Annotated in this window: 17 protein-coding genes; 5 read left to right on the plus strand and 12 right to left on the minus strand. The window is 40.8% G+C overall.

Going from position 1 to position 19571, the window contains the following annotated elements; all coding sequences use genetic code 11:
- Positions 1–293: 293 nt before the first annotated feature.
- The 3 genes from HC643_RS22050 to HC643_RS22060 all read left to right on the plus strand — a co-directional run bounded on the left by HC643_RS22050 (position 294) and on the right by HC643_RS22060 (position 1212).
- Positions 294–569 (plus strand): type II toxin-antitoxin system prevent-host-death family antitoxin, encoded by a 276-nt coding sequence (locus tag HC643_RS22050; protein WP_038093134.1) that lies wholly within the window; start codon positions 294–296, stop codon positions 567–569.
- A gap of 278 nt (positions 570–847) precedes the next feature.
- The gene (locus HC643_RS42420; RefSeq protein WP_336604379.1) at positions 848–985 is read left to right on the plus strand and encodes a hypothetical protein; all 138 of its coding nucleotides are present in this window, start codon (positions 848–850) and stop codon (positions 983–985) included.
- Entirely contained in the window at positions 982–1212 is a 231-nt protein-coding gene (locus tag HC643_RS22060; RefSeq protein WP_038093137.1) for a type II toxin-antitoxin system HicB family antitoxin, read from the plus strand. Before HC643_RS42420 ends, HC643_RS22060 begins: the two co-directional genes overlap by 4 nt.
- Positions 1213–1460: 248 nt before the next feature.
- Here the strand turns inward: HC643_RS22060 and HC643_RS22065 are convergent, their stop codons facing one another.
- Complete coding sequence (locus tag HC643_RS22065; protein WP_038093199.1) at positions 1461–2747, minus strand: dihydrolipoamide acetyltransferase family protein; 1287 nt, start codon at positions 2745–2747, stop codon at positions 1461–1463.
- A 265-nt stretch (positions 2748–3012) separates the two neighbouring features.
- Between HC643_RS22065 and HC643_RS22070 the strand changes: the two genes are divergently transcribed.
- The gene (locus tag HC643_RS22070) at positions 3013–3522 is read left to right on the plus strand and encodes a hypothetical protein (RefSeq protein WP_038093141.1); all 510 of its coding nucleotides are present in this window, start codon (positions 3013–3015) and stop codon (positions 3520–3522) included.
- Between the two features lie 84 nt (positions 3523–3606).
- Here the strand turns inward: HC643_RS22070 and HC643_RS22075 are convergent, their stop codons facing one another.
- The 5 genes from HC643_RS22075 to HC643_RS22095 all read right to left on the minus strand — a co-directional run bounded on the left by HC643_RS22075 (position 3607) and on the right by HC643_RS22095 (position 11711).
- On the minus strand, positions 3607–4056 hold the full coding sequence (locus HC643_RS22075; RefSeq protein WP_038093144.1) for a YlqD family protein: 450 nt from the start codon (positions 4054–4056) through the stop codon (positions 3607–3609).
- A gap of 41 nt (positions 4057–4097) precedes the next feature.
- The gene (locus tag HC643_RS22080; RefSeq protein WP_038093147.1) at positions 4098–6086 is read right to left on the minus strand and encodes an AMP-dependent synthetase/ligase; all 1989 of its coding nucleotides are present in this window, start codon (positions 6084–6086) and stop codon (positions 4098–4100) included.
- Positions 6087–6855: 769 nt separating this feature from the next.
- On the minus strand, positions 6856–8466 hold the full coding sequence (locus tag HC643_RS22085; RefSeq protein WP_038093151.1) for a glycosyltransferase family 39 protein: 1611 nt from the start codon (positions 8464–8466) through the stop codon (positions 6856–6858).
- Between the two features lie 4 nt (positions 8467–8470).
- The gene (gene iscB, locus HC643_RS22090; protein WP_237265923.1) at positions 8471–9847 is read right to left on the minus strand and encodes an RNA-guided endonuclease IscB; all 1377 of its coding nucleotides are present in this window, start codon (positions 9845–9847) and stop codon (positions 8471–8473) included.
- 262 nt (positions 9848–10109) lie between these two features.
- Positions 10110–11711 carry a glycosyltransferase family 39 protein gene (locus HC643_RS22095; protein WP_038093154.1) on the minus strand — a complete coding sequence of 534 codons (1602 nt, stop codon included), beginning with the start codon at positions 11709–11711 and terminating at the stop codon, positions 10110–10112.
- Positions 11712–12323: 612 nt separating this feature from the next.
- Between HC643_RS22095 and HC643_RS22100 the strand changes: the two genes are divergently transcribed.
- Positions 12324–12653, plus strand: coding sequence for a hypothetical protein (locus HC643_RS22100; RefSeq protein ID WP_038093158.1), 330 nt, complete (start codon positions 12324–12326; stop codon positions 12651–12653).
- 211 nt (positions 12654–12864) lie between these two features.
- Here HC643_RS22100 and urtE read toward each other — a convergent pair whose 3' ends face one another.
- The 6 genes from urtE to HC643_RS22130 form a co-directional block, all read right to left on the minus strand.
- A complete protein-coding gene (gene urtE, locus HC643_RS22105) occupies positions 12865–13563 on the minus strand; it encodes an urea ABC transporter ATP-binding subunit UrtE (RefSeq protein ID WP_038093161.1) in 699 nt (232 codons plus the stop codon).
- A gap of 40 nt (positions 13564–13603) precedes the next feature.
- Positions 13604–14353, minus strand: coding sequence for an urea ABC transporter ATP-binding protein UrtD (urtD, locus tag HC643_RS22110; protein WP_038093163.1), 750 nt, complete (start codon positions 14351–14353; stop codon positions 13604–13606).
- Positions 14328–15449: an urea ABC transporter permease subunit UrtC gene (gene urtC / locus HC643_RS22115; RefSeq protein WP_050045367.1), complete on the minus strand. Its 1122-nt coding sequence runs from the start codon at positions 15447–15449 to the stop codon at positions 14328–14330. Before urtC ends, urtD begins: the two co-directional genes overlap by 26 nt.
- A 69-nt stretch (positions 15450–15518) precedes the next feature.
- On the minus strand, positions 15519–16679 hold the full coding sequence (locus HC643_RS22120) for an ABC transporter permease subunit (RefSeq protein ID WP_038093167.1): 1161 nt from the start codon (positions 16677–16679) through the stop codon (positions 15519–15521).
- 65 nt (positions 16680–16744) lie between these two features.
- Positions 16745–18061 (minus strand): urea ABC transporter substrate-binding protein, encoded by a 1317-nt coding sequence (urtA, locus tag HC643_RS22125; protein WP_038093170.1) that lies wholly within the window; start codon positions 18059–18061, stop codon positions 16745–16747.
- A gap of 582 nt (positions 18062–18643) precedes the next feature.
- Positions 18644–19567: an NAD(+) kinase gene (locus HC643_RS22130; RefSeq protein WP_038093173.1), complete on the minus strand. Its 924-nt coding sequence runs from the start codon at positions 19565–19567 to the stop codon at positions 18644–18646.
- Positions 19568–19571 lie beyond the last annotated feature (4 nt).

Genomic DNA, 19571 nt, shown 5'->3' on the forward strand with positions numbered 1-19571 from the left:
TATACTTATATACTTAACAGTATTATTCCGTAGTTTTGTTTCAAAGTCAAAAAATAATTATACTTCATACGAAAGTTTCTATTAACTGGGTGAGTATTTGTGCTGAACTTAACTCAAGCTAATTTCATAACCAGCTAGCAGCTTGCTTCCCCCGTGTAAGACTTACTAGCAAATTTTCCCACATGGTGAAAAACCTTTACTGCCAGTGAATTTACTTAGTCTGAATGTATGTTACAGGATGGCGATCGCATAATAGTAAAATGTAGTTAAAAGTCATTGGAAAAGTTGAAACAATGCAGCGTTTTTCTGTTACAGAGATCCAAAATACTCATACTGAGGTTTTAAACCAAGCCTCTGTCGAGCCTGTTTTGCTGACAGAGGAATCACAACCTAACTATGTCATTATGTCAATTGAAAACTACGAGCAATTGATGAATCGACTAACTCGATTGGAAGATTCGATCGTAGGTCAACAAGCAGAAGCTGCACTCTCCAAGTCGCGGATGGTTGGTACAGAAACTTTTACAGCAGAACTCAAGCGGTTGGTAACGCTTGATGATAACAGCTGATTGTATGGCAAAACTTGATGGTCTTGAGACGGTTCTTGATTTTCTCAAAGGTTACAGCCTAATGCGGATTTGGTTGAGGTAATTTTGGTGGGAAAGCGTAATGATGACGAAGTATATAAGCAAATGAAGCGTTTACTAGTCTGAGAGAATAACACTTAAGTTAGCGGTAAGAGGTAATGCCAAAGAAAATCAGAGAACTGAAGGCAATGGTAGCAAAAGTAGGATATGTTCTTCAACCAGGTCGAGGGAAAGGCAGTCATAGTTATTAGAAACATCCTTTGCTACCTGAAGAACCGCTAACTATCCCAGGAAAAGATGGAGATGATTCTCCGTTATATTTAGAAAGAAATATTCAACGAGTGCTGAAAAAGTTAGAAGAACTAGAAAAACTGGAAAACAAGGAAGGCGAAGAATGAGCTACCACTACAGCATGGTGATTCAATGGTCTCAAGAAGATCGACTTTTCTTAGTTCACTTGCCTGAGTTTCCCTGGCAGCAGTTTCATACACATGGTAGAACTTATGAAGAAGCAGCCAAAAATGGTCAGGAAGTGATTGAGGCTTTCGTTGAGATGCTGACTGAAGAAGATAAACCACTACCAGAACCTAGAATGCTTCCCACAAAGCCGTTGTTGATTGCTTAAGGTTCCACTCATAGCCAAATCACGCCAAAGAACGGGCGAGGACACCCATCCCACAAGATGGATAATTGATTTCTTGGAAATCCCCTAAATCGGTTTCATGCTTGCGACATTACCAACCAATGTAACCGTTTCACCAATTATCGACTACTCGCATTTACTTGATAGCTCAAATGATAATCTGATGATAATAATTAAACCTCGTTCCCAAGCTCTGCTTGAGAACGAGCAGTCAAGAGAAACTAGAGTTTTTACAGCACCAAGGAATCAGCCTTAGTTTCGATTAACTGTGCCAATTCTTGCAAGAATGCTGCAGCATGAGCACCGTAAATAATCCGATGGTCGGAAGTAATATTCACCTGCATTTGTTGTTTGATACCAAACAAACCGTCTTTTGTTGCAACGACTTGCGGGCGGGATGCGCCAATTGCCAAAATCGAACCCTGTCCGGGAGGCAAAATCGCGTCAAATTTATCGACACCAAACATTCCCAAGTTGGATACTGTGAAAGTTCCACTGTTATACTCTTCTGGTTGCAATTGTTTTGCTCTAGCACGATCCACCAAAGATTTCCAATTGCGTGACAGAGAATAAATATCCACAGAGTCGGCATTTTGTAAGACTGGTGTAATCAATCCTCCATCATCCATTGCGACTGCAACAGCAATGTTAATGCTGGAATGGTACACAATACCCTGTTCCGAGTAGCTGGCATTCAGTAGCGGATGTTTTTTTAATGTTACAGCCACGGCTTTTGCAAGCAGGGCTGTCATTGTTACGCCTTTAGACTTAATTTGTTTGTATAATTTGTCGAGGGCATCAGTGGTAATTGTGTAACCAACATGGAATACGGGTACCGCAAGGCTGGCTTCCATATTCCGCACCACAGCTTTTTGCAACGTTGTCAAAGGTGTGATTTGACCGGGAACGGCTGCAACAACTGGCGCGGGTACAGGCGCAGTGGGTCTTGCTGGTGTGGGTGCTGCTACAGTCGGTGTTGGTACTGATGGAATTTGTGTAACGGGGGTAACTTTTGTCGGTGGAGTACTAGATCTTCCCACCGCTGCTTCAACATCTTCAGCGACAATACGACCGTAGGGACCACTACCAGAAATACCACTTAAATCAACTTTGAGTTCCTTCGCTAACTTCCGGGCGCGAGGAGATGCAACAGTCCGTCCATTCTGGCGAGCAGGGCTGCCATTTTGTGATTCGGTTGCTCTTTCGGCAACACTCGTTGCCTCTGCAAGTTGTTTGCTGGATAAGGTAGCAGCTACAACTTCTTTGCTTTGAGTACCGGAAGATTGGGCTTGAGCAATGGCAGTTTCGATTTCAGCTTCGGTTTCTGCTAACAGGGCAATCGCTGCTCCTACGGGAGCGGCGTCACCAGCTTGCACTATGATATGAGCCAGATACCCTTCGTAAAAGGATTCCACATCCATATCAGCCTTATCTGACTCGACAACCACCACTGTTTCGCCTTTTTCCACTTTGTCACCTGGTGATTTTACCCAAGAGACGATCTTTCCCTCGGTCATGGTGGAACTAAGCGCCGGCATGAATACTTCGTGAATGCTCATAGGTGAGGTTTGGCGAGTTTAAACTAGCTTGTGCCAGATCGAATTGTAACTTGACCTCGGACGTGAGGAACTATATTAAGCCCAATATGTCTATTAATTTGTATTTCTCATCACGGCTGGGAAAAATCCCAATCTCTACTCAAAAGCTAGAAGAGGAATAGTGACACCTCAATTTAAAATTCAGAATTGACGACTAACTTGAGTTTAATTCACTTTAAATTTTATGTCGGCAAAGTTAAAATTGTTACTCATTGTGGTTTTCAGTATCTTTGCCACTGCTGCTACTGGCATCTACATTACCCAACGCCAGCCATCAGCAGCAGTTTCTAAAACGAGCAACGAGCAACCACAGCGTTTCGTTACCACTAGCCAACAGGGGATAGTAGGGCACCCCGAACGGGCTAATTATCAAGAAATTCCTTTAGAAAGTCTCAACTCATCCCTCAAAGGGAGTGACCCTACCGATCTTGCTCTCAATGCCTTCGAGCGAGACCTTGCATTACGCAAAGGAGCCAAAAAGATAGAGGTCTCTTACCCGCAACCGAATCGGGTACTGGTCACAATTACACAAACCAAGCAGGAAAACAATTCAGCCAAAACTGCCAAATACCGAGTTGAACTGACTACTTTTGGCCGATCGCTTTTTGTCAGTTCACCTCAGATGTGGCAAATTGTTTGGGCTGGTTCGCAAGAATGTTTTGCTAACAGTTCTCAGAAGAACTGCCATAGCTAATGGCTAATAGCTAATGGCTAATAGCTAATGGAAATAACAATTAGCTTTTTAGCGATTAACAATTAGCAATTAGCTTTTTAGCAATTAAATATCACCGCGAATTTCTTCGACAACTCCGTCACGCAAGACGACTTCAACTTGCAACTTGCTAATCAGGTTATCCCCTGGTTCCACGCGGAAAAAACCTTCCATTTGAAATTGGTTGACTTCCTGATCTAATTCTAAAAACTGGACCTGTTGGAGGTTTTGTAAACTCTGATTTTTCTGTTCTAAGAGCTCGCTCTTCTTTTGGTTAATCTGACCCTGAATATTATCGATTTGTTGCAGTGTCTGAGGACCGGGAGGTTGTAGACTCTGCTTTTGAATTTCGGCGACCGCTCTTTGTCCTTGAACGTCCAACTGTTGCAACTGCTGGTCAATTTGATTGATTTGGGTTTGCAGTTGCTGCTGAACTTCGTCTTTCCAAAGGGGGGTCACAATGGCTTTGACGTTGATAACGCGTTTTAGAAGCAATTGAGGTTTGGAGACATCCATAAATGTTTCACGTTCACTCTAGTCATTTTTACTGGGAATTATCAGGCAAACATCCCGTCAATAATATCGCGATAGTGTTCCATCACGACGTGTCGTTTCGTTTTTAGTGTTTGCGTCATCATTCCGTTTTCTGTTGAAAACGGTTCTAGAATCAGCTTGAATGGACCAATACGGTCATCAGCTCGGTAGCCAGGACGGTTTTGCACTTCCCGATTCAATTCTTGCCGAAATAAATCCTGAACCATTTTACTCTCTAGATCTACTTCCGCAGCCACTGTATTACTGAGGGTTTCGGCGGTGGCTTCTCCCGGTAGAGACAGAAGGAGATTTTGAGAATGTGCCCATTTCTGCAAGGTTTCTAGATTGGGAACAATCAAAGCACCGATACTGCGTTGGTCTTGTCCTACAAGCATAATTTGATCTATGTAGGGCGATCGCAAACAAGCATCTTCTATCGGTTGCGGCTCGATATTTTCTCCATTTGTTAATACGATAGTATCTTTGGCTCGTCCGGTGAGTACCAAATCATTTTGTGGTGTTAGCCAACCCAAATCCCCACTATCAAACCAACCTTCAGTATCTATTGCTTTGGCTGTGGCTTCAGGATTTTGATAGTAACCTTCCATCACTTGCGGTCCCCGCAGCAACACCAATCCTCTTTCCCCCGTAGGTAATGGCTTGCGAGTTTCTGGATCGACTATTTTTGTTTCTGTTCCGGGTATTGCTTGACCTGCTGAACCCCGTAAATTACGCCAAGGACGTCGCGCATGGGTTACGGGTGCAGTTTCTGTTAACCCGTAACCTACCAAAATTTCCACACCGATAATCTCAAAAAAGTCGTCGATATGCTTGGGTAGCGCACCACCACCGCTAATCATTTGCTTGATTTTACCTCCTGTTGCTTCCCTTACCTTGGAATAAACGATTCGTTCTCCTAGAGCATGAAGGGGATACAAAGCTGAAGCTTGGGCGCTGGCTGCTAGTTGCTCAAATCTTGAAGGTTTTAAATTTTCCAAATCTAACCCTTGAGCAATTCGCCTTGCTTTAATAAATTTTTCGCTGATTTCAAGAAAGAAATTAATCAGACGTTGCTTGTTCTCTGGTTGTTCGCGAAACTGTTTCTGCACTGCTTCATAAATCGATTCCCACAACCGGGGTACGCCGATTGTAAATCGGGGTTGGAATTTTTTTAAATCCCGTTTGATCGACCGGAGGTTGGTATAAACTTGCGTACAGCCCTGAGAAAGTAAAAAGTATTCGCCACTGCGTTCGTAACTGTGCCAGGTAGGCAAAATACTCAGTACAGTGTCCTCCGGTTGTGGTTGCACCACTGACCTCAGCACTAAAACTTGATGTAGTAAATTACCGTGAGTTAGCATTACCCCTTTCGGTTTACCTGTGGTTCCAGAGGTGTAAATTAAAGTTGCTAGAGTTTCCCTCGTTCGTTTTATGGGTGTGAGCGTATGCTTTGCTCCAATTTCCATCAATTGGGAAAAGTTCAAGACCTTCAAGTTGTTGTTGGCTGGTGGTGTTTCCTCTGTCAGCAAAACAATGAGTTGAATTGGTAACTCCAAAAGACGTGCTTGCAGCTTATTGAGTGTCTTTAGATCTTCAACCACTAGAGCCGTGCTGCCGCTATTTGCTATTATGTATAAAACTTCTTCCCGTTCTGCTTGGGAACTACGCACTGCATTAGCAGCCCCAGCGGTCATAATCCCTTGGTCTGCAATTAACCACCGGGGACAATTATCTGCAATCAGCGAGACGCGATCGCCTTCTTTCACACCCAATGCTTGCAAACCCGCAGCAAATTGTTGAATCTGTTGTGATAGTTGAGTATAAGTGATAACTTCTTCTGGTTGCGAGTGTGGGTTATGCAGGGCAACAGTACTACCAAATTCCTTTGCTGCCAACGGCCAAATTTCTGGTATTGACTCTATATTGGAATAATTAACGATGGAATTTAATGCCTGACGCTCTCGCTCGGTAATATTAAATAGGTAAGAAGAGTTCTCGTATTTTTTTGACATAGCACCTCATCCATAAAAAATCCATTGTACTTAACTACAGAATATACAGTGACCGATGAATCTCTGTACTTCAATGTAGGGGATTTGAACACTCAATTAATTGTCTTGTTTTTTCATATTCGATCCAAGCACAGCTTGAGAAGTTCTCAGTATTTACATTAATTTATTGTTATTATTAAGTAGTGTGAATAAATCTAAATAGATTGGATTTCGATTTCTTTAAAGATGCTGTTGGCGAATTATGGGTTTGACTTTCACGTCGTTCCCAGTCAAAAGCTTGGAACAAGAGACGAAAGATGGGAAAATGAAAGGTGTTAATACCATAGATAGGTTGTATTCTTCAAGAAGTTAGAAATTTCAAATCAATCATTCTTTCTATAGCAAGAGTCAGAAACTTCTATATTTAATTTATCTTATGTATGTAAAAAGAAATTTAAATTCTTATTTTAAGTCATAAGAGAAATTTTGCTTCACAATAGTATTTTATGGTCTCATAATAAAAAGGAACATTCCCTATGAGCTTAATAGATGGTTTGCTTCTAACTCTTGTGAATACAATCGCTTGTCTTGTTTTTCCGAAGCTAGTGTCTGTAATTCTTGTAAAGAAAACTAAATCCACTGCATCCACTCCAGCTAATGCAGCTGCAAATGGAACAAGTTCCGAAGTACCTAGTTTTTCTTAGGTATCTTAAAACAGTAAATTGTTCCATATGCGCCCAATAATTTCAATTCAACTAGTGACCGGATGCATTTGCTTCTTACCTATCGGTCACTGGTTCTTTAGCTTCCACAGTCTTCCTGGTTTCAAGGCTTCTACTAACTGACTTTGCTCTGGCTTGAGGGTTTTGATAAATTGACCGGAGGGTCGAAACACAAAAGGTTCTGTGTTTCCCGATAGTAGAGATTTGACATTTTCCAATTGCGGGGGTTGACTCAATAGCACCAGCGATACATCTTCTTTCAATAAATAGCTTAAAGAAATTAAGTCACCTGTATTTGTGAAATCATCGCCAATCTCGCTGATAACTTTTGGAGAAGACGAAGCGTTAACATATCGCGCAACTTCAGCGTTATGGTAGCTTAAGTCTTTGTTCCACCATGTATCAGAATAAGAACTGACCGTACAGGATGCGATCGCACCCGCACTCAGAAGTACCAGAATACCCCGCCACAGCTTGTGTCCTTGTAAAATCTGAGTCCCCAATAAGTATGCAACCGCGAGTTGTATTCCAGGGTAGCAAGAAATGAGGTAGCGGCTAACAGCAGAACGTTTTCCGCCTAATAGTAAATCTGGTAGAACCAATAGCAAGAAAGGTACAAAAATTGTAGTGATGATAAATAACCAAGTTGCTTTGGGAGTCCGACAGCAAACTTGATAAATTCCTACACCAGTAATGGCAATAACGATCGCTCTAGTTATGTAAGTCCAAACATTATCAAATCCAAAGTCTAAGTCTAGCAATAACGAACTAAAACTAAGAATCCAAAGTTTAACTAGGTAGAGAAACTCTACTTGAGCTTTAGTCCAATCTGTCGTAGCAGCCGCACGTTGGTAATTAGAGAGCAACACGACTATCCAAGGACTAAATAACACTAGAGAGCAGGCGATCGCAAGGAAAAATTGTCTAATACTTTTGTAGTCTACACGATAGAACTTCCTTTCTTCTGATGAAGAACTCTGAGGTGATTTCTGAAACGATACTTTTAGTAACAATACATAAACTGCGTGAGCAACAGTTGTTAACCCAAAAAAGGGATGAGTGTAAAAGCCCAGCGCACTAGATAAAGCGTACAGACCCCAATTGACTCGTGTTGGTAAGCGCAAAGCTTGTAGAAGTGTAAAACTACTACCAATAACAAGAGTTGTTAGCAAACTGTATTGTCTGGCTGTTTGAGCAAACAGTACATCAAAAGGGGATAGAGCCAACAGTACTGTTGCTAGTATTGCCACTATTGGTGAGGCAAAAAGTTCTAGACCTAAAGCATACATCAAAGGTAATCCTATCAAGCTAAATAGCACTGGTAAAACACGCGAAGCTGTTAAGGAACTACCAAAAATTTGCATCCAAAACCGGGCTATCAAAAAGTATAAGGGGGGATGCTGCGGGTCTTCAATTGCTAGAGATTTAATTGTGTCTTCTGCGGTACTTTCTAATTTAGGGCGTTGATACTTCTGCAAGTCTACAGCCCGAAGTATGCGATTTTGAAAAAGTTCTTTGTCAATTTCATCACGAGTGAAGCCAGCAGCCCTCATGGACGTATAAACTTCATCATGCCAGTAAACTTTCTTATGAAGATTAAAAAAGTGGAAGAAAACACCCACCACCAACATGGCGATCGCAAAAAACTTCAACCATTTTGGAGTTGTATGATTTGTCATACCATTAGATAGGCTTTAAACGTAGTAAATCTTGGTCAATCGTAGTAAAACTGTATTCATAACCATCGGAGCGATGAATAAGTTTAATATGTTGTTGGTCAATTGCAATCCGATGCCCGCTAATTAGTACCTCTACTCCTCTATTTGTAGGCGTTTTGACTCTAGCACGATAAATTCCCGCTAAAGTATGTTTGCGATCTTTGAGCAGATTACAAATCACATAATCACCAGCCCTGAGGTGAGTATATTTTTGATTTTTGGCTACTAACTTAACTTCTTTTTTACCAGTTACGGGATTCTTTTTGATGCTAGCGATTGCAGGAAAGCCACTGGCATTAACTCTTTGGACTTGTCTTGTCCCGTGTCCCTTACAGGTAACACGCAATGGTTGACAGATACGCAATTTAACAATTTGGTCTGTTCCTACACAAGCACTATCAATCCAGTGTGCTTTTGGCAATCCGCTTTGAATACGAATCATTTTAGTAGATGCACCGTTTCCACTGATTACTCTTAATCCGAAGTGTTGTGCCATTTGAAATATAGCTTTCCGGGTAGAGTTAACAGCAGCTGCATCACTTAATGATTCCTTTTGGTGTGCTTTAATTTTTTGGAGAATTTCGCCTTTGTTTTTGAGAAATTGCTCTACTGGCTTATTCCCTTTTTTCTGATTGCATTTTTCACAAGATAAAGTGAGATTTGAGAATCGGTCACTACCTCCCTTGCTACGTGCATTAATGTGCTCAATCTGTAAGGGGACATCCGTTTGACCGCAATACACACACTCTCTTCCCCAGTGTTCTAAGAGTGCTTCACGTAGAGTATAGCCGAATAACGTACCTTGCTGATATTCAATACCTTCGATATCAGGTGTCTCCATCTTTTGCAAGTCAAATTTCACCGATTCAATTGCAATTGATTTAATTGGTGCTATTTTCAGCAATCGTTTGATCCAGCTTTCAGTAGTTAACAGACGATGGCGTAAACTAGGTGCTAACCAACCATCTGGCTTTTTGCGGTCAAATCTCTTTTTTCGGTAACGAAGTCTTCTGGATCTCCTAGCGCGTCGAACACTTGCTCTAGTAATCATCTCCATCTTAATTGCTAATCCCCGATGCTCTAATTCCATTGCCCAGACGGCTTCATTCTTATTTAAATCCACTAGACAAATCCCTGTATAGCGGCTTCCGGGGTCAATTCTCATTTCTAAATACGGTTCTATATTTTCGTCAACGTCCTTATCCAGAATTAAAGTAAATGGGAATAACTTGAGTTTTTTAGCTTTGCCAACAGACTGTAAAATCCTCGCTCTAGCTGGTGTTGTTGGTTTTAGGATTAAGCCATTCTTATTTAAAACAAATACTGAGTTGGTAATCATCATTTGATGAATCTCCCGATTGGGGTATGGTTTGCCTCGACACTGCTTTTAAACTTCTCAAAAAGGTTCGGTGTTGCACTGGTGCAAAGCAGCCATGTTCCTCCCTCGACGCTTGAGACTGGCTAATCTCCCGCACGTCATGATTTAAAAGCGGACTTAAACTCTTGCGAGTAACGTAGAATAAACAGTTCTACGCTCTTGTCTGGTGAAGTCAATAGATCGAATTACTCCGATTTACTCCGGATTTCTCCGTTTTGCATACTTCTCATCTGTCGTTAAATTTCGATAATTTCCAAAATGTGTAAGATTTATAGCTATATAATTTACGAGTTTTGGTATTATACTTTTTTTCTATTGCCTTACGTAAGCTTGTTGAAGGATTGAGCAAAAAAATATCAGTAAATCCTTTAGGCTGTTTGGGAAGAGCTTTACCTCTTACCAACAGAAAGCGGACTTTTGGTTGAACGAGATAGCTCAGAGAAAAGGTATTTCCGGAATGACTGCTAGAAGCATGGCTGATTAACAGCGGACGATAAGATTGATTAATAATTTTAGCAATTTGTAGATTACCATAACTTACACTTTTACTCCATAAAGTTTCTTTTTGAGAAATGACCGCACAGGAGATCGCACCACTCAAAATAACTACAATCAAAATCATTTCCCATATTTTCCGGCGTAAAATATTGCCATTGTAAAGTTGAGTAGCCAACGCATATGCAACAGCTAGCTCTATACCCAAGTAAGAAGGCATGAAATATTGTTCCCCAGTTGACCGTATTCCTCCAAACATTAAGTCTGGAAGTATGAGGGGTATTGCTGGTACAGCAATTAACAGTACAATAAATAACCAGATTTTTGGATGGGTTGTCAGACAAAGAAGATAAATTGAGTATCCTGTTCCTATTAAAAATATTAAAGCGCTCAAATAAGTGAATGGATTTTCGATTTCAAAACCTAAATCAAAAAAAATCCGACTCAATTGAATGAGCCAAGCTTGGAAGAGAGCAAACAGAGGTAATTTAGATGATGTCCCATTTGTTGTTTGATGAAATTGAAAGAAATTTGTAAGTATAATTAATATCCAAGGAATAAAGCTGCAAAATCCTGCTAGCGATGCAAGGGTGTAGGCTTTGACTGTTTTATTCCAACGAAAATCTGCTGTTGCAGTGACATAAATTCCATGAGCAACTGCAAGAAATCCACTTAACAAAGATGTATAAAAGCTAAGTGTTAAGGTGACTGTATAGATTCCCCAGACATAAATGCGATCTTCCTTGTGTTCTCCTGTAGTTTCCAGTCGCAAAGCTCTCAGTAGCGCTCCACTAGATATTACAATTGTGACCAGCCATAAAATATATTCTTGTGCTTCTTGAGCGTACACAAGATGAATTGGGGAAATGGTTGTGAGTGCGATCGCAACGTAGGGAACCGATAGCGGTACAATAAATAATTCCCGGCAAAGCCAATAAAGACTGGGAAAGACTAGTAAACTCACGATCGCAGAAAAACTTCGGATTGCTGTTACCGAAGTGCCAAAAAGTTGAACCCATATTCGTATGAGTAAGTAATACAAGGGCGGGCGTTGAGGGTCTTCGATTGCTAAAGACATAAGTGTATCCCCCAAGCCTTTTTCATAATTGAGGCTTTGAAACTTATCAAAAGCTTCCTTTTTGAGGGTACGACTGTTAAAAATTTGTCGTTGAACTTCTAGAGATGTGTATCCAGAAATACGTAATGACGTATGGGTTTCATCCTGAGAGTAAACCTTGGTATCAAGATTATAGAAACGAAAGAATACACCAAGCGCAAACACTGTAATAATTAGAAACCGCAACCAATAAGGAGCAAGTTTGATTTGCCGCATAAACAGCTTCTTGATGAATTTGCGTAATGTGATGAGAGTGAAAAATCCGAGTAAATTGCAATTGTCATAAGCTAGGTACAGCTTGCGCCGAAGCGATCGACAAAGCTTAACGGAAGACAGTCGTATCGCCAATACTACTTTTAAAATATGTAGATATGGTAATTTGACGATAGTTGTTTCACTATTATCTTTATAAAGATTTTTGCAAAGTTTTGTAAAAATCCTAACTCAATCTTTAGACTTAAGCTTTGCATGAGCTTTTAGGGGTTTGCACCTTTTACTTCAACGCTCATAAAAATCTGAAATACCTCGATCCGACACGGTAACTTTTAAGTTCGGAGATGATTGAGCGAAAGACTCAAGAAGCCATTGATTTGATTTTGGCTGGAATCAAAGCTTAATGCAACACTAGATAAGTTTAAAATACAGATGCCTTCAAAATTCATTCATGGTATATTACACTTCCCCGATCTGGTAACAGAACATTAAACCTGCATAACTATGACAAGATTAGAATTAAAATTCGTTAACTTTGGCAAGATTTAACTGAAATATTAGAAAATTTAGATGTTAAGATTCCCGAAAATTTAAGTTTTCTTGAAATAATTTTATATGTTTGAATGTCAAGTAGAGCTTCTTTCCCTTATAGAAGAGGATGGAGAAACAATTTATTTTTTGGTAGGTCAGTACAGTTTCGATCCAGGATTACAAATTGGTGAAGAAGTTTGGATTAATTGTGAAGTAGGAGGTGAAATTTTTTCTCTCAAAACTAAAGTAAGAGAACGCAAAAAAGAAATTTATCCCAAGGGTTCTCATTCACGAAATATCAATGAAAGTCTTTTTTTGCTAAGAATTTTTGTTGAAGCCGAAGATAGGGAAAGAATACTTGCGATTCAAGACTTTTTAGAACGTGTTTGCGAATTTACAACTAGAGGTGAATAGATATTTCACTGAAATGTTGATGGAGCTAACTTTCACGATCTCTTAAGGAAATAGATAAAAATCTATTTCTGAATATTTGAGAATATGCTCCCAGCAGAAATGTCGTTCGGAAAAATTTGATAAAAATAGCCCAAAATATGTTAATACAGAATATTTCTATTAACATACTGATTTGACAGACAACACTTTCTTAAGGTAAGGCATTGTTCCATCAAACAGCTAAAAACCTTTGAATCACATCCTGACTCAATTCATTAGTAAAACCCGAAGCAACGATACCGCCTTTTTGCATTGCGTAATAGTAATCGGCTTGGCGGACAAAATGTAAGTGTTGCTCTACTAACAAAACAGAAATACCAGTGGTAGCAACTATACCACGAACTGCTGCTTCAATTTCCAAGATAATTGAAGGTTGAATACCTTCAGTAGGTTCATCTAATAAAAGTAATTGGGGTTGACCCATTAAAGCACGAGCAATAGCTAGTTGTTGTTGCTGTCCGCCACTCAAGTCACCGCCCATTCGTGAAAGCATTGATTTCAACACGGGAAATAGGCTAAAAATTTCTTCAGGAATTTCTTGATTTTTTCTCCTGGCGGGTCTCGCTTCTAATCCCAGCAAGAGATTTTCTTTGACTGTCAGACGGGGAATAATTTCTCGTCCTTGGGGAACGTAACCAATTCCGAGCTTTGCTCTTCGATCTGGAGATTTTGAATTTATTAATTCTCCTGCAAAAGTGACTGTACCATTGCGGGGTTTGAGTAACCCTATAATTGTTTTCAGGAGGGTTGTTTTACCTACACCGTTACGTCCAATTAAGCAAACCATTTGCCCCATTGGTACGCTTAAATCTACATTACGTAGAATGTGGCTTTCACCGTAATAAACATCAAGATTAGAGATTTGTAACATTAAAAAGATTTGTGTATTGTGTTTGTTAATAAAATTTATGTCAATTTAGGATAACCTGTCCTAAATAAACTTCAATAACACGCTTGTCATTTTGTACTTCTTCGATAGTACCTTCACATAACACTGACCCTTCGTGCAAGACCGTTACTTTCCGAGCAATTTGACGTACAAATTCCATGTCATGTTCAATGACTAAAATTGAATGACTTTGTGATAGTGCTAAAAGAAGTTCTCCTATATTATATGTTTCTTCGTCTGTTAAACCAGCGACAGGTTCGTCAACAAGTAAGAGATCCGGAGATTGTGCGACTAACATCCCAATTTCTAAGCGTTGCTTTTCTCCGTGAGACAGAGAACTCGCTCGTCTGTCTGCTTTATCAGCTAAACCTATGGTTTCCAATAACCCTATAATGGTCTTCCTTTCAGCAGTAGTGGGATACTCGAACAAAGTAGAAAACACATTTTTATTGCGGTTACTGCTCAGTTCCAAGTTCTCGTAAGGTGTTAGGTTGAGATAGATGCGAGGAGTTTGGAATTTACGTCCGATTCCCCGTCTAGATATTTGATGTTCTGATAAAGAATACAAACTTTTGCCTTTGAAAAAAACTCTTCCCTCGGTTGGTTTCACTTTACCTGTAATAACATCAAGAAATGTCGTTTTTCCAGCGCCGTTGGGACCAATAACGACCCGTAATTCACCCGCCTCCATGCTAAAGTTTAGCTGATTGAGTGCCTTAAAGCCGTCAAAACTAACTGTGAGGTTTTTAGTTTCTAAAATTTTGGCGTTCATGCTGCACCTCAGAATTTTCTTCTATGCTGGGATAAGTGGCAATTTGCTGACGGCGTTGGAAAAGCTGAATTCCTTGAGTGCGAAACCACCCTACTACCCCATCAGGAAGAACAGTGACAACTATCAAAAATAACGCCCCTTGGAAAAGCAACCAAATTTCGGCAAATTGTTCGCTTAAAAAAGCACGAGCATAGTTGACTAACAAAGCTCCTAAAATGGCTCCGATTAAAGTAGCACGTCCTCCTACTGCTACCCAAATCACCATTTCAATGGAAAAGGCAATGTCCATTGCTCTCGGTGAGACAGAACCGCTTTGCAAAGCGTACAATGCTCCAGCTATACCCGCGATCGCTCCCGAAACTGCAAATACTAAAACTTTAAAATCTATTGGATTGTAACCAGAAAAACGCACTCGACTTTCATCATCACGAATTGCTATTAATAATCTTCCAAAGCGTCCGCTTGTCAACCAACGACAGAGTGCATAGCTAGCTGCAAGAAACAATACCGTGAGGCTGTAGAAAACAAATTGGGTGTTTGTATCGCTAACGGTTGCTCCAAATAAAGTTGTAAAATCGATCAACCCATTTGTACCGTTAAATAGCCCTTGCTGACCGTTAAAGAAGTTAAAAAATATAATTGTTGCGGCTTGAGTCAATATAGAAAAATACACTCCGCGAATTCGATTGCGAAATACCAAGTATCCGAGTAATCCTGCAAGTATTGCGGGAACCATCGCAACAGCTATAACTGCAAAAGGGAATGAGTAGAAAGGAGTCCAAAACCAGGGGAGTTCCGTAACACCATAAAGCTCCATGAAATCAGGTAACTCCCCTGGAGGAACTTGCAATTTCAGATGCATGGCAATTGCATAGCCACCCAAACCAAAGAAAATTCCGTGTCCCAAACTGAGTAACCCGGTGTAACCCCAAATCAAATCAATCCCCAAAGCAACAATAGCTAGGGACAAAAACCGCCCCAACAAATTCAGCCGAAACCCTGAAAGCAGGACTGGTACGATCGAGATGAGGATGAGAGCGATCGCCACTACCACCCCCACCTCAATTAAAATTAACCTTCTTCCCTTCCACCTCATCAAGTTGCGTTCATACATTGTACTTTCCCCCTTGTCTCCGTTGTCTCCCCCCTCTCCCTTGTCTCCCTATTACACATCAACACTACGACCTTTTTGAGGAAAAATTCCTCCAGGCTTTACCTGTAAAAACACGATAATCAGCGCAAACACCGTTGCTTTTGCCATACTCGTTGTTGCAAAGAACGCGAATAAATCAGCCAGGGGTTTAACAGGAGTCAACAACGAAGCCAAAGTTGCAGAACCAATCAAGTAATTCGCCGTACCAATTCCCAATGCAGCCACAATAGTTCCCACCAGATTACCCACACCACCTACAACAACAACCATAAAAGTATCGATAATGTAGTTTTGCCCTGTATTTGGTCCCACCGAACCGAGTAAAGCGATCGCACAACCAGCTACGCCAGCCAATCCCGAACCCAGTGCAAAAGTGATTGCATCAACTTTTTGAGTCGGGATGCCCAAACAAGCACTCATGTTTCGATTTTGCGTGACAGCGCGAATTCTTAATCCCCAATGAGAGCGTTGCAAAAATAGGTAAATGCCCGTTACGCATAGAATTGTTAAAGCAATAATAAATAATCTGGGGTAAGGCAATTGGACACCTGCTAAAGATATGCCATCTTGCAACCAACTAGGAGCAGTGACATCCAAATTTTGAGCGCCAAACCAAGGTTGAGTCATTGCTAACTTATAAGTTTCGCTCAAAAATTTACCTGTTGAGATTGCCACTCCTACTGACAGGAACAAAATCGCTGCTACAATCCAGTTCTGAACTCTGCCAAAATCCGTGCGCCTTTTTAAAATCCACAAACCGCCCAAAAACAACAGGCAAAACAGGGCAATTCCAATGACAAGCACCGAATTTACACTCCGAACAAACTGCTGCAAAATCAAACTCACGCCCCAAGTAGCCAGCAGAGTTTCTAAGGGACGCCCGTAGAGATATCGAATCACGCCCCGTTCTAGCAGCCATCCTACAGCCGCCGATATCGCAAAAGCGACAATCAGGGCAAAAAAGATATAAATTTCAAACCATACTCCGCCTAGTTGTTTGCAAGCATTTTGCACGACAAATGTTGCGTATGCTCCCAGCATCATCAACTCGCCATGCGCCATGTTGATAACGCCCATAAGTCCAAAGACAATAGCTAATCCTAGCGCTGCCATCAATAATACAGCACCAATACTAATGCCATTAAATACTGCTTCCAAAAACTCTGCGAACACGTTCTCCTCCCTAGTGGTTAGTAGTTAGTAGTTATTAGAACAACTAACTACTAACAACCAACAATTTACACCTTCTTATACTTACCGCCCTTCGCTGGATCTGACCAATCGCAAGAAAATGCTTTGGTCTCTTTCACAAATTGATTCCAAGGAATTGGTTCAACAGGAGCAGGAGTCGCATAGACAATATCAAATAAACCATCATCTCTCACCTGACCGATCCGCACAATTTTTGATAGGTGATGATTGGCATTCATGCTAACTTTGCCTGAAGGAGCATCCAAAGTTTGACCGTATGCTGCCAAACGTACCTTGGCTATATCGGTCGTCCCAGCTTTTTCTACTGCTTGTTTCCACAAATAAACACCCGTGTAAGCTGCTTCCATTGGATCGTTTGTCACCCGTTCTGTACCGTATGCTTTCTTAAAAGCTTCAACAAATTTCTTATTAGCAGGAGTGTCTACTGTTTGGAAATAGTTCCAGGCTGCGTAGTGACCTTTGAGATACTGCACGCCAATTGCTTTTACTTCTTCTTCAGCAATACTGACAGACATGGAAGGATATTTATCTGCTGTTAATCCCGCTGCTTTTAATTGTTTGAAAAAAGCGACGTTGCTATCACCATTTAGCGTATTGTAAATCACTCCACCATTTGGTAACGCTTGCTTGATTTTAGTAATAATAGGTGTTACCTCTGTGTTACCCAGTGGTAAGTAATCTTCTCCAACAGTTTTACCACCAAGTGCTTCTAGCTGAGATTTAATAATTTTGTTGGCTGTACGGGGAAAAACGTAATCAGAGCCGACTAAGAAGAATTCTTTGCCCTTATTTTTTAGCAACCAATCAATTGATGGTTCGATTTGCTGATTGGGAGCAGCACCAGTATAGAAGATATTTCGGGAACATTCTTGACCTTCATACTGCACTGGATACCAGAGCATATGGTCTTTGCTTTCAAATACTGATTTAACATTCTTACGGCTTGCAGAAGTCCAACAACCAAAAACAACGCTAACTTTATCTTGGTCGATTAATTTGGTAGCTTTTTCCCTAAAAGTGTCCCAGTTAGAAGCACCATCTTCAACAATAACTTCAATTTGCTTGCCTAAAATACCACCATCGGCGTTAATTTCTTTAATTGCTAATTTTTCAGCATCTACAACGCTTGTTTCACTAATTGCCATGGTGCCACTGAGGGAATGCAAAATTCCTACTTTGATCGTATTTCCAGTATTAGAAGCACTGACAGAAGAAGCCGCAGGCACTGAACTTTCTATATTATTATTTGAGCCATTGTTAGCACAACCTTTTAATAAAAGACTTGCACCAAAGGAAGCGGAACCGTAGACTAAAAACTTACGTCGATTAAATTGTTTTGTCATATCTAAATAATTTGGTTTTAAATGAATCAGCTAAATATGTATGCAGCTGATATAGCAATCCTGTTGGCTTTATGAAGTACATATAGGTTGGGCATTGGCGCATCAAACCCTTATGTAATGGGTAATACCAGCCCTACAGTACTAAAATTTTTCATGAATGAGTTAGGATTGCTATGTTGTTATTCATCGAATTGAAATCTTAGTGTTATATTTATCTGATAAAAAGTATATTTTGTTACTTTTTAAAAAATATTAAAACTTAATTAACCCGTATCGCTAACCACGAGCGATGATGGGGTGAAAAAGCCCCTTCTCCCCTTGGGAAAGGTTTGTGGTAGATCTGAGGCGGAGCCTGGAAAAGATAAGTAACGTGAGTTCGACGAACTCACGTTAAAGTAGGGTGGGCAAGGAAGAAAAAGCCCCTCTTTTCCCCTTATGGGAGAGGGGGTTAGGGGTGAAGGAGTTTCCAGTGGCAAAGCCACCGGGGCGAGAAGATAGCAAGAAGGTGGGTATTGCCCACCTAACATGAGGTTTTTACACGATGAAGTTGCAACTTTTTGATGCTGATGAAGTCGCAACAGATCAATTTGCGTGATTATTACTGCTGTAGTGAATCCTTGTACCAGCCCACAGCAATTTTTCTCGTAACGTCTGATAGTACGAGTTGTTTTCTCGTAGAATAATAAACTTAGCCCGAGAATCTGCCATGCGTATATCAACACGATGTCCGGGCCAAATGGAAGTCGCCAAAACCCCATCAGTCCATAGTTTGGTGCTGAGATCGTAATCACCTAAAGGCCAAACGCTGACAACGGAACCTGGGGGTAAAATCAGGGGGCGACTTGAAAGACTCATCGGACAAATAGGAGTGATGGTAATTGCTTCCATACCATCATGCACGATTGGACCGTTGGCAGAAACAGTGTAACCTGTTGAACCAGTGGGTGTAGAGATTATTAACCCATCGCCCTGATACTGATCCACAACCTCACCATCAATTTCCATTTCCAAAATTGAGGTGATCATGCGATCGGCAGAAGCGGGTTTGACACACATCTCATTTAAAGCAAAAAAGCGATCGCTCACTGGTTCTGAATTAGTACTGTTACCCTCAAACACTGCGGCTTGTAACATCATCCGACGTTGGATAGCGTAGCGATCTTCCAACAATCTTTCCCAAACTTTCTCAGTGTCTTTAAACTCTTCTGGTGATTCAGTAAGAAACCCCAGATGACCTCCCACATTAACAGCTAATATTGGGATGCCAGCTGAGGCTAAATGTCGCGCACCAGTTAAAACAGTACCGTCACCACCAAGTATCAAAGCCATGTCAATTGGCTGACCGGCAGAAGCCAAAAATACTGGATAAGGATTATCTTTTGGTCCGCTTGGTCCCATTAAAACTTGGCATTGGCGACTTTCTAGTTGCTTGGCACAAATTTCTGCCCAACGTTTGCTCTGGGGGTCTCGTGCTTTATAAGCAATAATTACCTGCTTGAGATCCACGAAT

Origin of the sequence: Tolypothrix bouteillei VB521301 (assembly GCF_000760695.4) — a bacterium.
GTDB classification, from domain to species: domain Bacteria; phylum Cyanobacteriota; class Cyanobacteriia; order Cyanobacteriales; family Nostocaceae; genus Scytonema; species Scytonema bouteillei_A.

What these genes read in the sequence shown, in the direction of transcription:
- urtC (WP_050045367.1), bottom strand. Translation starts at nt 15,449, where the DNA reads ATGAGGTGGAAGGGAAGAAGGTTAATTTTAATTGAGGTGGGGGTGGTA.
- iscB (WP_237265923.1), bottom strand. Translation starts at nt 9,847, where the DNA reads ATGATGATTACCAACTCAGTATTTGTTTTAAATAAGAATGGCTTAATC.
- HC643_RS22065 (WP_038093199.1), bottom strand. Translation starts at nt 2,747, where the DNA reads ATGACCGAGGGAAAGATCGTCTCTTGGGTAAAATCACCAGGTGACAAA.
- HC643_RS22085 (WP_038093151.1), bottom strand. Translation starts at nt 8,466, where the DNA reads ATGACAAATCATACAACTCCAAAATGGTTGAAGTTTTTTGCGATCGCC.
- HC643_RS22095 (WP_038093154.1), bottom strand. Translation starts at nt 11,711, where the DNA reads ATGCGGCAAATCAAACTTGCTCCTTATTGGTTGCGGTTTCTAATTATT.
- urtE (WP_038093161.1), bottom strand. Translation starts at nt 13,563, where the DNA reads ATGTTACAAATCTCTAATCTTGATGTTTATTACGGTGAAAGCCACATT.
- HC643_RS22070 (WP_038093141.1), top strand. Translation starts at nt 3,013, where the DNA reads ATGTCGGCAAAGTTAAAATTGTTACTCATTGTGGTTTTCAGTATCTTT.
- HC643_RS22075 (WP_038093144.1), bottom strand. Translation starts at nt 4,056, where the DNA reads ATGGATGTCTCCAAACCTCAATTGCTTCTAAAACGCGTTATCAACGTC.
- HC643_RS22050 (WP_038093134.1), top strand. Translation starts at nt 294, where the DNA reads ATGCAGCGTTTTTCTGTTACAGAGATCCAAAATACTCATACTGAGGTT.
- HC643_RS22060 (WP_038093137.1), top strand. Translation starts at nt 982, where the DNA reads ATGAGCTACCACTACAGCATGGTGATTCAATGGTCTCAAGAAGATCGA.
- HC643_RS22080 (WP_038093147.1), bottom strand. Translation starts at nt 6,086, where the DNA reads ATGTCAAAAAAATACGAGAACTCTTCTTACCTATTTAATATTACCGAG.
- urtA (WP_038093170.1), bottom strand. Translation starts at nt 18,061, where the DNA reads ATGACAAAACAATTTAATCGACGTAAGTTTTTAGTCTACGGTTCCGCT.
- urtD (WP_038093163.1), bottom strand. Translation starts at nt 14,353, where the DNA reads ATGAACGCCAAAATTTTAGAAACTAAAAACCTCACAGTTAGTTTTGAC.
- HC643_RS22100 (WP_038093158.1), top strand. Translation starts at nt 12,324, where the DNA reads ATGTTTGAATGTCAAGTAGAGCTTCTTTCCCTTATAGAAGAGGATGGA.